Here is a 15286-nt window from a genome sequence, read left to right on the forward strand (position 1 = left end):
TCACGGCCTGGCTGAGCCTGCGCCCTGAGGAAGCCGTGGCGCTGGGGCTGAAGCTGCCGGGCGGCACCACACCGCCCTCACCGTTCCTGAACCACCCCGGGTACGAGCGGAGTCTGCTCCTCGGCGCCTTGAGCCCGAGCGTGGCACTGTCCAAGGTGGACACCGCGCAGTTGGTCGAGCAGATCGAGGCGGCGTTCGCCCAGGATCCGAGGCTCGCTGACTTCCTGCCGGGCTTCGGCGGGGCGAACACCTCGGGCTTCTTCCAGAACGCCGCCGACCACGCACGCATGCGGGACAACCACCGCACGCTCACCACCACGCTCTCCCCGTCCAGCATGGCCGCGCGCAAGGGGCAGCTGTTCACCACCGGGCTGCCGGTCCGGTTGCGTCGCAAGGGCTGGACCAGCAACGAGTACGTGCAGGTGCGCGTCAAGGGCCGCCTGGTCACGAAGGCCGAGTACGAGGGTCAACTGGCGGACTGGGCGCTGCGTGGCACCGCCAAGCTCGCAGGCGGGGCGCAGAGCGGCGGCGGCGGGCAGAGTGGCCTCTCGCTGCTGGGGACGGTGTCGGCCAAGCCGGTTCCCGGGCACCTCTACCTGACCTTCGCCGCCGCCCTGGGCGGCAGCCGGTCCCGTGTCAGCCAGATGGGACCCAACACGGAGGCCACCTGGGTGACCGCCGGGAGCAACGACACCAGCGGCTACCACGCCGCGCTCGCCTTCGACGTGGAGATCACCTCCGTCGAGCGCCCGAGGACGTGGCTGCGGTACACCACCCCCGGGCGGCCCGGACGCCAGGCTCCGAAGGTGACCGTGATCGCCGCCACCGGCCCGGAGACGGCCGACGGTGTGCGCGCTCTGGAGACCGACCCGGTGCCGGTGCGGCTGACCAGCCCGACGGCTCTCACTCTCGCCGAGCCCGCGGCCGGGCCCGTGGTCCGGCCCGACTCCGAGGCCGAGGTGGCGGGCGAGGAGCAGACGCAGCGGCAGCTGCCGCTCACCGCGGGACCGGCGCGGCCCCTTCCGGTGCCCGCCCTGCGTGGCATCAACACCCTGTACGACCCGGCATGGGCGGCCCCGGACGCCGCGAAGCGTCCGCTGACGCAGTGGGCGGCGCTGGAGATCGTCGGTGACGGTGGCGAGATCCGCGAACTGGCACAGGAGCTGCTGACCGACGCGGCCGGTGGCGACGAGGCGTTCACCACGCCGGGCCTGGAGCCCGCGGCGTGGATCGAGGAGCGGTTCAGCACCGACACGCTCCCGGCGGGACTGCCGCGCGGCATCAAGGGCGCGTGGGTCGTCCCCGGCCTGGAGTTCGCACGTCGGCAGGGCACGCTCCGAGGCGGGGTCGGCAGCCGGTTCCACGTGGTCAACCCGTCCGTCGTGGAGGTGCTCGACGGGCCCGCCACCGAGAAGTGGCTCAGCGGGGGCCACCAGGCGACCGGAGCCAAGGACGCCAGGCGGTTCGTCAAGCTGTCCATGATGGCCGGCGGCGCGGGCAGCACGGAGAAGCTCTTCGCCCTCTCCGGCCTGACGCCCGGCTTCAGCTTCAGCAAGTCCGAGCAGTCGTTCCTGACGTCGCTCGCCGCCGTCGAGCGGATCGCCACCACCGGGAGCCACGAGCGGATCGTCCTCGTCCAGGCCGACCTCGAAGTCCTCATGGCCGCCGAGGCCCGGGTCGGTCTGCTGCCGGCGAAGCTGAGGACCGGCGGCCGGCTGCTGACCGGGGCTGCCGCGGCGCTGCTGACCGAGGAGCAGGCGCGCGCCGTCGGCCTCGGCGCGCAGATCGACGAGCGGGTGAAGGCGCGCACAGGGAGCGCGCCCGAGCCGGCCGGGACCGCGGAGACCGGTACAGAGGTGGCCGGGACCGCGGCGAACCAGGAGCCGGTCGCCGTCACCGCGTCGGCCACGGCCGCCGAACCGGCTGACGAAAGCGCCGCGTTGGACGAGCCCGCCGCCGGCACCCCCGTCGAACCGGCCCCCGCCGTCGCCGCCGGCACCACCCCCGTCACGGCGCTGCGCCTCGCGGCCGACGCTCCCCTGGGCCTCGGCGAGGTGGTGCACGCACCCGACTTCGCACGGCTGCTCCCCGCGCTGCGCGACAAGCTGGCCGCACGAGCGGGCAAGCTCACCAAGGACCTGATCCCCGTCGACCTGCTGCCCGAACGGTTGCTGGACGACACGCGGTACAACACCGAACGGCTCGGCGTGGTGCTCGACGGAGCCGTGAGCCTGCTGAGCAGCCTGGCCGACGGTGCCCTGCCGGTGGAGCTGTTCGACCAGCACAGCGGCCGCCGTGCCTACTGGGCGCAATTGGTGCTCACCCGGCAGGACGGCACCGTCGAGGGACCGGCGGCGCCGGGCCGGGGGCTGGCCTTCTCGACCACGGCGCTGCTCGACCGCGGGACGACCACGACGGACGGCCACGGACCGGGGCTGGACGCTCTGGCGCTGTTCGACGGCGCGGTCTCCGACAGCGTGGGCGGTCTCGCCGCGATCCCGGCCGGCGGGACGGCCGCCGAGCACACGTTCGCCGACACCGTGCGCCATGCGCTGATGGTCGCGGTGAAGACCAGCATCTCGGACAAGGCCGGCATGGTCACCGTCCGGATTCCGCTGTCCGCGCGGCTGGATCTCCACCGCACGGGCGAGCCGAACCACGCACGGCCGATCGCCTCCGTCGATCTGGACGCGCCGCCCGTCGGCCCGGACGGCACGCCGGCCGAGGACGACAGGCACCTGCTGTTCCGGATCCCGGAGGCGGACCTGAGGGCATTGGCCGGGCTGCGCCCGCCCCGTGAACTGCCGCCCGTGGGAGCCGGGACCGCACCGCTCGTGCCGTTGGCGCAGTGGAGTGCCCAGGGGGTGCCGCTGCCGCCGGAGGCGCAGGCCAACGGCTCCCTGGCCGTGCCGGAGGTGGTGGCCGGGATATTCGAGTTGACCCGCATGCTCGGCGCGTCGGAGAACTTCCGGACGATCGGCCAGGCGGCGACGTACACGATCCGGGAAGGTGCCTCCAACGAGTGGTTGACCTCGGCGATGCCGCTGCTCAACCGCACCTGGGTGCCGCTGGCCCCCGCTTTCGTCAAGCAGTTCCTGGGCTCCGAGGACCTGGACGTCGGCCTTCACGCACGGTTCACCGACGGCGAGGTGCTCGGCGCCGGCCCGGAGATCACCAGCGAAGTCACGATGGGTGACGGCTCCGACGCCATGGCATGGGCTGAGGCGGGACAGGGCACCGCACTGGGCGACGGCGGCGCCGCCTCGGGGCAGGCGGGGTCCGTGCCCGCCTGGCTCGACTACGGCGTCGACCATCTCCACGACTACGAGCCGGCCCTGGCCCGCCCGACCGGCCACGCCGAAGGTGAGGCCACCGAGCGCGCCGGTGGCAGTCAGATGGGCAGGGTCATCACCGGCCCCTCGGTGCTGGTGCAGTTCACCGTCGACCTGCGGATGGCCGCCCGGCTGCGGGAGTCGATCCGCCGTGCCCTGGGCCTCGCGGACACCCGGGCCGAACTCGACCTGCCGCTCGCGCACCCGGTCGCCATCCGGATGACCCGCGACGCGGCCGCGAAGCTGCTGGCCGGCGGCGCCATCACGGACCCCGGGAACCACGTGCGGCGTGCCGAGGCGGAGGCCGAGGCCGAGGCCGAGGCCAAGGTGGAGGCGGACGCCAAGGCCACGGCTGAGGCCAAGGCCATCTCGGAGGCCAAGGCCAACGCGGAGGCCGAGAAGGCGCCTCGCTGGGACGAGGGTCCGTCGGAAGGGGGCCCGTCCGCCCACCAGGACGCGGCGGTATCCCAGGACGGCGGCGAGGATGCCTCCGAGGCGCAGTGGTGGCGTACCGAGGACGGCGCGCTGGTGAGCACACAGGGCAGCCTGGCGGTGCCGCCGGAGGCGAACGCCATGGTGTGGGGTTCGCCCGCGCTCGACGACGGCCGGGACTGGAGCACCACGGCGGGCGACACCACAGGGGACTCCGACAGCACCAGGACCTCCGGGGAGGAGGGCCTCACCGACGTCGCGGAGTCCGCGCACGTCGGCCCTGTCCGGGTGTGGGGGCGGACGAGTCCTGCCGAGGGGCTGGTGCCGGACGAGGACATCCCGGTGTTGGACCTGGCGGGTCCCGTCGAGGAGCCGGTGCGGGCCGAGGCCATGCCGGAACCGACGCGGGCCGACGCCGCCCCGGAGTCCGAGCTGACCGGCCCCGTCGGGAAGACCGGACATCCCGGCACCGACGCCCGGTCCGAGCACGACACCCCTGTCTCGCTGCTCGCGCCGGACAGCGCCGGGCAGGCCACCCACGAGCAGGACCGCGTCGGGCAGGCGGTCTCCGAAGAGAACTCCGACCAGGACACCGCCGGCCAGGACGACGCGGAGTCGCACGCCGAGCACGCCGGCCCCAACCCGCTGCCCGAGGTCGACACCGCGGTCACGCCGAGCCCTCCCGAGGACAGGGCGTTCTCGTCGTACGGGCGCAGCTACGGCGCGAGGCACGACGGGCAGGTCGGCCTCGTCCTGTACGAGCCGCTGCCGCCCGTCGTCCTGGACGGTCTGCACGCGCAGGTCGTCGAGGCGCTGGGGCTGGACCCGGAGAGCGCCGTGGGCCGGGACGTCCGCGGGCAGCTCGCCGACCAGTTGAGCGCGGCCGAGTTCCACACCAACCGGGCGCGCTTCCGCGGCGCCGCGGGATTCCCCGTCACGGTGACCGCGGACGGTCGCCCCCGGACCGTGCGGGTGCGGCTGCGGCTCACGGACCCGAGGCTCTCGCAGCGGTACGGCGCCAACGCGGGCGCACTGCCCGACGTCAAGGTGGAGCAGGGCGTCTTCGGGCCGGTGGGCTCCTCGCGCGCGTCCTCCTCGGGAACCACGCGCGGGATCTCCATCCCGCTCATCGTGTTCTTCAACCAGGCGGTCGGGCCCGTCTTTTACGGCGCCACCACGCTCGCCCCCTCGGGCACGCACCACCAGCTCTCGCAGAATTTCTCGGTCTCGGACGGGCAGCAGACGAACGTCGTGATGCGCGCCTTCGGCGCCGCGCAGCCGGTGGACTCCGACGGCCGGTGGCAGGTGCGGGAGGAGATACCCGCCCGGAGCGAGGAGGCGGACGACTGGCCCCCGGAGCAGGAGCACGGGCCTGTGACGCTCTGGATCCCCGAGCACCGCCTGTTCGACTCGACCGACGCTCTCCCCGAGCCGATGGCGCTGGACGACTTCCCCCTGTGGGGCGCGGAAGCGGTGCCGGACCCCGGCCTGCTGCTCGAACGCGCCCTCGCGATACCGGAGTTGAGCGACCTCAACGGCGCTTCACGCGGCGCGCTGGAGACCTTCTTCTCCGAGGCGGTGCTGCGCGGGACGGCGCGCGTCCAGGTGACGGACGGCCTGGACAGCCCCGTGCTGGTGAACACCTCCGGTCACGCCATCGGCGTGCTGCGGCTCGACACGGAGATCGCGCCGGGCACACCGGAGGCGATGAGCCCGGAGGGCGAGTTCTCGCTGGAGAACTGGAACATCCACTCCACCGGCACCTCCCGGTCCGCCCAGCTCACCAACAGCTTCGGCTTCGACCCCAGCGGCGGGGCGATGACGACCAGCGACACCAGCCCGGGGCTCGCCAACGCGTGGACCCGCTGGGGCGGCGGGGCCAACGCCAAGTTCGGGGTGAGCGTGTCGCGAAGCGACGCCCTGAACAGCGACAGCGCCGTGCAGTTCATGGTGGCCGTCTACACGCCGGACAGCAATCTCGCGACGCCCGCCACCGTCCGGTACACCTTCACCCTGGTCCACGCACGCGGCGGCGAGACGAGCCACCGACTCGACCCGATGGACGGCATGGTGCTGCGCCTTCCGCAGCGCAGCACCGTGCTCGGGCACGAGCCCGGCGAGGAGGAGCGGCGCGCCCTGCCCCCGCGCCTGGACCACCTCAAGGGCCTCGGGATCTCCGCCGTTCCCGCCCGCGTCGAAGGGACCCGGCCGCTGTTCGACCGGCTGGAGCGGTGGCTGCGGGCGAACGACTTCCTGCCTCCGGAGGAGGCCTCGTCCTCGATGCTTCCGGACATGGCCGCCGAGCGCCTCGTCCGGGCCCGGCTGGACAACCGGGACACGCTGCGGCGAGGCCGCTCGGAGCTGGGGCAGATGACGACGTTCGCGGACGCGACGGACGGCGGCAAGCCCCTCGTCTTCGAGATGCCCTACACGACCGGTACTCGCACGGTACGGGTCGTGTGGCAGGCACGCCGCGACCCGCTGCGGACCACGCGGCACGCCTCGGTGCTGCGCGGCATCTACACGCAGGGCTACGCCGACCAGGAGTCGAGCGGCCTGCGTCAGGACGGCTGGTCCGGGGACGCCAACTACGGCATCAGCTCGGGGCCGCTGATCCCGAGCGCCAAGTGGCCCGCGTTCTGGGACGTCGCCGACTTCACCCACCGCCCGTACCAGGTCTCGCGCTCCAGCAGCCGCGGGAACGCGGTGGGCAGCACCCAGTACACGATGGCCATCGCGGACGGCAGCCACCTCTTCGACGTCCCCGCCGTCTTCGACCTGGACCTGTACGAGGGGGAGGGCCCGGAGCCGCTGCACCGGTTCGCGGTGGAGGACCCCGCAGCGGACGAGCCCAGGGCCGGGGAACTCACGCCGGAACACCTGGAGGAGGGGCTGGTCCCCGTCCGGCAGGGCTCGGCCACGGTGCTGCGGCAGCCGGTGGAGCGGGTCGGGCAGGGCACCGTCCGCCTCGTCGTCCCGCACCTGCGCACCATCGAGCCGTCCGCAGCGTCGGCACCCGCGCTCGCGCCCGTGCCGGAGTCGGCGGCCGAGGCGCTACCCGAGCCGGTGGCGGAGCCGGAGTCGGCACCGCGGACGTCGGAACAGGCGCCGCCCGCGCCGGAGTCGGCGCCGGCCGACGTCCCGGACTGGTCGATCCGCAGGCCGGTCACCGACGGTTCCGCCGCGGACGACACCGTGCGGCTGGGCCTGGTCGACGCCGACGGCAACCCGCTGCCCGGGGTCTTCCGGCTGCCGGACGACGCCGACGTGGAGGTCTTCGCGGTCGCCGGCGCGCTCCAGGAGGCGTTCCGCGAGCTCGCGAGCGGCACGTACCCCGGGGCGGCGGACACCGCAGCCCCCGTGGGCACCACCACCCCGGAGGGCACCGGCACCGGACTCGTCCCCGACTGGGCCAGGTCGGCCGCGAGCCTGGCGAGCCGCCTGGCCGAGCCGGGTGCCGAATGGCTGAGCAGCCTGCTCAAGCCGGGCGCGGACAAGCTGCGCGGTTGGGTCACCGGCGGGTCGCTGACCGACGAGAGCACCTTCGCCCACCGCATCCTGGACAACGACCTGAGCGTGGGAGCCCTGCTGGGGCGGGCGCCCCAGATCCTCGGCGGCACCTACGTCATCGAGGGGCTGACCCTGCCCGGGCAGGGCGCCGACCAGGAGTTCTCCCTGGAGATCACGGGCTACGCCCACAACCCGCAGTACCAGGCCGGTGGTACGGCGTACATGGAGAACGACCTCACCGCCACCGACATCTCCTCGCGGCAGCAGGGCAGCGGGAGCGAGTGGCAGCTCGCCGGCAACCTGGCCTTCCTCCAGACGCCGCCCGCCCCCGCCCCGGACGGCACGCAGGCCTCGGGACCGCGCGGCAACCCGTCCTTCCGGTACGCCCGCACGCACGGCGACTCGGCCTCCCACTCGGAGAGCACCAAGACGGCGGCGAACCACACTCCGACGGAGGCGGGCAGGCTGCACCGCGTCGGGGGCGACGTCACGTTGCTGGTCACGCTGCGGGCCGGCCACCGCAACATCGTCGGCAACGCGGTGGGCTTCGGCGAGCAGCCGTCGATCACGGTCGCCGTCGACGCGCCCGGGGCGCTGGAGTTCTTCACGGGCGACAGCCACATGATCCGGTTCGCGCGGTGGTTCGCCGGCCTGCCGGGGCTGCCGGAGATCCCGCGTCCGGTGCCGACCGTGCCGCTGCCGGACCGGTTCGCCCGTACCCGGCAGCTCGGTGAGGCCGGCGTCCTGTCCGTGACGCAGCTCAGCGACCCGCTACCCGTGCCCGACGAGGCACAGCAGCAGGTCGGAGCAGGGGCGCCGGGTGCGCGGCACGAGGTACGCGACCGGCTGCGGAAGGAGTTCCAGCCGGAGGTGGAGCGGGAGGTCACGGGAATCCTGACCCCGGGTCACGCCTCCTTCCTGCCCAGCGTGCGGACCTGGGTCGCCGACTTCACCTCGCCGAACGCGCTGCGCGCGCTTCCCGGACGCGGCCCGGACGGCCCGTTCGAACTGGTCTTCCGCCACAACGTCAACGGCGGTGCCCGGCTGGTGAGGCTCACCGTCGCAGCCGAACTGCAGGGGGGGACCGCGCAACTGCGCGGCGTCCGCGGACGCCCCGCCGGGACCGGCGCGGGGCTCGAACAGGTCACCACGCACGTCCCGCACGCCACGAGCGACAGCGAGTCGTCCACCGTCTCGCACTCCGCTCAGGCGAACATCATCTGGCGCGTCCCGCGCACCGAGGACGACGGGCACCTGGACCGGGTCGGCCCGACCTTCGCCGTCAGCGGGTTCCAGCAGCAGGGCCAGTCCCACAGCGCCACCAACAGCGACCGGAACTGGACCCGCGCGGACGGCGCCGTCGACTACGACGGCCTCCCGTACGTGTACACCGCCTCGGTGACCTCGCGGCCGGTGCCGGTGACCGACTGGCCGCTGGACCTGCCGGGCGGCATCCTGCAGGGCGGCATCCTCAGTTGGCGCGACACCCGGGGCGAGTGGTCGCCGGACACCGTCGGCGACTGGTTGCAGCAGTGGGTCCGGGACACGCTGGGCGACCGCCCGCCCCGGACCGTCACCGTGCCCGCGCTGGTGGACCTGCGCTTCACCGACGCCGACGCCGACGAGCCCGTCCAGCCCCGCAACCACGTCCGCCCCACGCTGCTCGACGAGGCCCCGGAGCGGGCCGACGTACCGCGCCTCGTGCCGTCCGAGCCCTTCCAGGTGCTCAGCTTCGACGCCTTCCCGCAGCTCTGGAAGGCGCTGGGGGAGGTGGCGCCGGACCGCCCGGACGCCTGGCGGAGCGTGGCGGCGGGCTCCGACGAGACGAACACCACGCGGCTGCGGGAGCTGATCCAGGCAGGCGACGTCGGCCTTCGCCCCGCCGGTACCTCCCATGCCCCGGCCCCCCTGAACGTGCCCGGCTCCTTCCCGGCGGACGTCGACACCCAGGCCGTGCTGGAGCTGCACCTGAGCAACCCGCGGCCGGTGACCGACAACGGCACCGTCGCCACCGACCGGGTGCAGCTGCCCGTCCGCTCGTCCGGCGGGTCGACCACGACGGGCCTCAACCTCACGATGGGGCTGTCGACCACGGGCAGCCTGGACCCCACCAACAGCTACCTGGTCCAGGGCAACCTGCCGCTGTTCGCCCAGCAGCCCCTGACGCAGCAGAGCGGCTCCTCGGTGTCCGAGGGCGAGCGGGAGCGGCTCAGGTACGCCAACGCCTACGACCCCAAGAGCCGTGACCCCGAGGGCCGGCGCGGCACCCGCAGCCACCTCACGCAGGCGGACACGGTGATCACGGTCCGCGGCCCCGAGGGGATCCGCCACGTCACCGGTGTCATCGACCTCCGGCTGTACGAGCGAGACCTGCTCGGCCGCGGCGTCCTCGGCCCGCGCATCGATTCCCGGGTCTACGACCTGCCGCAGCTCCTCGCCGCCGGACGGTCGCCGAAGCTCACCGAACTGAGCCCCGACGCGCTCGACCACCTGCCCGGGGTGCTCGCGGACGGTTTCGCCGCCGAGGACGACGCCGCGCAGCTCTGGCTGGCCCCCGCTGAGGCGAGCGCCGGTGAGGAGAGGCGCCGCGCCCTCTTCGCCGCCTCCGGCGCCGCCGTCCTGTCCGGGAAGCCGGTCGAACTGGCCCTCCGCGTCCCCGACGGCGTCCGCTACTGGCCCTTCGGCCCTGACGGCATCCTGGCCGACGCGACGGACGCCACCCGCGCCGACGCCGCGGCGTACCGGGACGCCGTCACCGCCTACCGCGACGCCTCGACCGCCATGGACGCGGCAGCCGAGGACGCCGCCGCGCTCAACGCTCAGCGCGTCGCCGCCGGGCAGGACGCCGCGGCCGGAGACGAGGCCGCCGCCCGCCTCGCGGAGATCGACCACGCCCTGGCCGCCGCCCGCGGGCAGCAGGCGGAGGGGGCGCGGGCGCAACTGCGGGCCTGGACGGACGCACACCGGCTGGCGGACACGCTGCACGCGGCCCGCGAGGCGGACGGCACCGGCAGGGTGCAACTCCCCGCCAGGACCCTCGGGTCCGCCCCCGCCCACCGGCCGCGCGGCGCCGCGGCCCGCACGGGCGGGGCGGACGGGACGCGCACCACCTCGGGTGACGCGGACGCGGCCACCGGGCCGGACACCACGGCACAGCAGGCGCTGGAGCAGCCGGGTCCCGCTCTCCCGGCCCCCGCCGTTCTGGCCCCTGAGCCCCCGGTAACGGAGCAGCCCACGTCCGCCCTCACCGCTGGGGAAACGGCGGCGGATCAGTCCGGTCCCGCCGTTCCGCCCCCGGCCGTCCTGGCCTCCGAGGCCCCGCCGACGGCCGCGCCGCTGACGGCCCGCGCCGCCGGGAAGCAGCGGGCGGACGGGACGCCGCCGGAGGCCCTGCTGTCGCAGCTCCTCAACGAGCGGCTGCTGGAGGCCGGTCTCGCGCACCTGGCGCCGTCCGAGGAGCGGTGGGAGACCTTCCTGGCGGGCCGGCCGGACGGGCTGAACCAGGGCGAGCTGGAGCGGATCGCCGACGATCTCGCCGCCGGCCTGGCCGAGGAGGCGGCGGCCGAGGCCGACGCTGACGCGGCCGGGCCGGTGTACGGCCTCATGGGGGGCAGGGCGACGCCGCATGACCGGTGGTCGGCGGGGGCAGGCCCGTCCTCCCGGGAGCCCGGCGAGGAAGAGGAGGGCCCGGGGGCCCTGCAGCCGGACGCCTTCGCGACCGAGGAGGAGCGGCGCGCCTACGCGGCCGAACGGGTCGTGCGCGCCCAGCCGGTGCTGGACCACGTCCAGCAACGCCGGCGTCCGGCCGGTCTGCGCGGGACGGAGACCACCCAGCCGGCCGCCCTGCGGCGGCAGGGAGCCGGGTTGGCGGGGATGGCCGACGTCGACTTGCCGGGAGCGGATCTTGCGGAGGCCCCGGTCCAGGACCGGCCGCAGGCGGGTCGGCGACGCGGCGAGGCCACGGGACGCCGCCCCGGTCTGCCGGGGACGGCACCCGCCGGTGGCGGGGAGCACGAGACATCGCTGGAGGCCCTGCTGGAGTCCGGTCTGCGCTCGGCGCTGCAGCAGCGCGACCACGGGCACCTCATGCCCGACCCGGAGGACATGGCGGCCATTTTGGCGACCCGCCCCCAGGGGCTGCGGAGCCACCGCCAGATGGCGAGGGTCGCCGACGAGCTTGCCATGCGTCTGATCAGCGAGGACGTGGCCCGACGCCAGGCCGCTGCCCGCCCGGCCCGCGGCCTCAGGGGCGGTAGGGCGCCCCAGGACCAGGACCCGGACAAGCGGCGGGGCGAGGGCGGCCCGTCGCGCGAGGGGCGGCAGGGCGCCTTCGACTCCAGGGCGGAGCGGGACGCCTTCCGCCGGCAGGTGGCCGCGGCCGAGCAGGACCAGAACATCCGGCGGCACGAGCAGGCCGTGGACCGCGCCGCCGCCGAACTCCCCGGCGTGCTCCAGCGCCTGACCGCGCAGCGGGCGCCCGCGGCGACCGAGCAGGGCTGGGGCCGCCCCCGCAGGCAGCTCCGGGGCCGGGGCCCCGGAGGGAACATCGGCCCGGCCCGCACCGACCGGCCGCGGACGGTCGGCCCGGTGTCCGCCACCCCGCGCACCCGCCCGAATGAGGTCGGCGAGGTCCTCGGCCACGACGGCGAGGATCAGGTGCTCCTGGGCGGGCAGCTCCTCGACGGCGGCACCGTGGGCCCGGACGGGCGGCGCACGTACCCGGACGAGGAGCAGCGGGGCGACCGCATCACCCAGACCAACGGGCTGGTGGTCGGCCGGACGTTCTTCGGCGACATGGACCGCGCGCTGCGCGCCTTCTACGCCTCCTTCCGGGAGATCACCGAGGGCATCCAGTGGGAGGGCACACCCGGCGGGCGCCAGGGCGCCTGGTTCGATGTGCCCGTCCTCCGCACGGGCGACGCCTTCCTCCTGGGCGGCCACGGCTACGACCTGGCCCGCTGGGGAGCCCGGGGCATGCGGGCGCTGGAGCACTTCGCCGCCCGGTCCGGCGCCGAGGGCATCGTGGCGGTGTGCGACTTCCCGTCCGACGCGGCGCGGCAGGCGGTCGACCGGTACTCCATCACGCTCCACACCGGTATCCACGCGATCGCCGACGCCCAGGGCCGGCTCGCCTACCACGTGCTGGAGGACGACCGGGGCCGCCGCCGGCCCTGGCAGGTGTTCCGCCCGGGGCAGCCGACGGAGTACCACCCGCGGGGGCAGCTGGAATGGAACGTGCCCGAGTCGGAGTACCCGGAGCGGCGGCTGGTCAACATCCACTCGCCGGCGACAGGCGGCTCTTCCTCACGTTCGCGTGACCCTCTCGGGCGCACCCGCGACCCCGCGGGGCCGAGCACCGCTCCCGTCTCGGGTTCCTCGGCACTCCCGCCCTCGTACGAGCCGCTTCCCGCCGAGGGCGAGTCCAACCTGTCCACCGCCGTGGTCAGGAACCCGGCCTGGGCGCGGTTGGCCGCCCGCTACGAGGAGGGCGTGATCCGCGCCCTCGGCCAGGACGAGGCGGTGCGCGACGCCGGCGCCCGCGTCACCCGGGCCCTGAAGGAGTACGCCCAGGGCGAGGTGGACAAGGCCCTCCGCGAGGGACTGCGCAGCAAGCTCGGCCTGAAGTCCCGCAGCGGCGTGCGGCCCGACCTGGCGGACGCCGACCTCGCCACCCAGCTCGCCTTCGTCTTCACCCGGGCGGAGGCCCCCGAGGGACTCGACCTGGGGTCGTGGAGCCCCGAGGAGGCTCGGCGGCTGCGGGAGGAGCACGGCCACCTCCTCAGCGGCGGCAAGCTCGACTTCACCACCCGGGTGATGGACACCTTCCAGACGCTGGACCGGGCTCGGGCGGCTCAGGACCAGGTGGGCGCGCCGCTGACCCTCATGGCGTTCCTCTCCGGGAAGGTGCGGCCCTCGACGAGGGCCACCGACACGGCGCCCCTGACGATGACGGACATGTTCTCGGTGGCGCAGCGCGCGCGCCTCGGCGGGAACTGGCTGAACCGGGTGTTCGAGGGCGGCGCCCCCGGGATGTACGAGTGGGCCGACAGTGAACTCGCCCCCGCCCGCGCGCTCCGGGGCGGCCAGCACCTCCAACAGCCGGACAACGCACAGGACCTGGCGGACGCGCTCACCCTGCCGCAGGTCGCGCTGCGCTACGACTCCCTGTTCTCCTCGCAGGGCAGCTACTCGGTCCGCCACGGGGTGGCGCGCGGCCTGGGTCTGGACGACCGCCGCGCCGACGCCCTCCTCCAGGTGCTGGGCCGGGGCAGCGAGCGGGCACAGGCCGAGGACGCCGTGGCCCGGTTGGCGACCGACACGGTCCTGCACCACCTGCCGCCGGTCGGCCGGGACGTCTTCGTCGACCTCTCGGACGTCCACACGGCGCAGCTCAGGTCGGGCAGCACGCTGCCCCTGGAGGGGTGGCAGCGGGGGCGCCTCGCCTTCTCGGACGTCATGGCCGTGACGCGAGGTTCGGCCGGCACCCTGCTCCGGATCAAGGCCTCGACCGCACGTGACGTCACCGGTCTGTCCCGGGACGGGCGACCTCAGGTCCTCTACCCCCCGCGAACGGAGATCCGCATCGAGGAGGTCCGCACCTCGTCCGGCTTCCCGGGTGCCCCCCGCGTGCGGATGCTGGTGGGCCGCGAGGTCAACCCCCTGGCCGAGCCCCGCGTGCGGTGGGACGCGGGGGTGCGCCGCTACGACATCGCCTCCGACAAGAGCGGGCGCTGGATCGGTAGGGGCTATTTCACCGCCCCGCAGATGGCGCGGCGGATGCATACGTACCAGCGCGCCGGCGACGCGAACATCGTCCAGCGCTGGAGCGTGGTGAACGGCAAGCAGGTCGCCAGGGCGTACCAGCTTCCCAAGTCCGTGTGGGACCGCGACAAGGCGTTCGCGCTGAGCGGGGAGGACGGCTCACTGGGCGACTGGGACACCACGGTCGCCGAGGTCCAGGAGCTCGTCCCCACGCTCAAGAAGGCCAAGGTCAGGCACCTGGCCATCGCCCAGTGCGGTTTCGAGGCCATCCAGCAGGAGGACCCGCGGCTGCTCGCCCTCACCACGAACGGGGAGTTCACGGTCTTCGACTTCCCGCGGGCGCAGATGGGGCTCAGGGAGGCGGACGGCGCCCCGGTCTGGGACCTGGTCGCGGACGCCGACGGCGCACCCACGCAGATCGGCGTCTACGAGAAGGGGACCTACCGCCTCTGGCCGGGCGAGAACGACTACAGCTGGCCGGTCACCGGCGTGCAGCCCCCGCCGCCCGAGCTCCTCAACACCCCGGCCGGAGGCTCCGCCACGCGGTCGCGTGGCGTCCTCGGGCGCCTGCGCACACCCGCGCCGCCCGCCGAGTCGAGCACCGCCGTCGCCCAGCGTCCGCCGTCCCCCACGGCGTGGACCGCGCCCCCCGTCGAGGCGTCGTCGAACCAGTTCAACGAACTGATCGGCCACCCGGAGTGGGAGGAGTACGCGGCACGCTACGAGGAGGGCGTGATCCGCGCCTTCCGGCAGAACCCGGACGTGCGCGCCGCCGCGGCCCGCATCACCCGGGTCCTGGAGGACCACGCCCGGCGCGAGATACAGAGGGCCGCCCGCGCCGGACTGCGGGGCAAGGTCGGTCTGCAGTCGCACAGCGGCGTGCCGCGCGAGCGCGAGCAGGCACCGATCGGCGAGAAGCTCCGCTACGTCTTCCGCCCGACACAGCCCGCGCCGGCCGGGGTCGACCTGGCGCCCCTGAACCGGCAGGACCCGCGGCTGGACGGCCACCTCCTCGGCGACGGGGACATCGACCTCACCGTCCGGCTGATGCACACCTTCGCCGACCGGGCGCGGAAACACGAAGCCGACCGGGTGCCTCTCCCGCTCCTCCTCGCGGCGTTCATGGCCGGCCTGGTGGTGCCGGACTTCCCGCGGAGCACGAGCAAGCCGCCTCTGACGGTGACCGAGGCGTTCGCCGCCCTGCGCGGTGCCGCGATGGGCGGGACGTACGGAAAGGACCTGCTGGACAA

Annotated in this window: 1 pseudogene (cut by both window edges); it reads left to right on the forward strand. The window is 74.6% G+C overall.

The features are described 5' to 3' along the window. Positions 1 to 15286 (forward strand): annotated as a pseudogene (locus ACIRQ7_RS18955) (hypothetical protein) (its annotated part extends past both window edges: 13999 nt to the left, 23009 nt to the right); the annotation flags it as partial.

This window comes from Streptomyces sp. NPDC101393, from assembly GCF_044767385.1.
GTDB lineage: Bacteria > Actinomycetota > Actinomycetes > Streptomycetales > Streptomycetaceae > Streptomyces.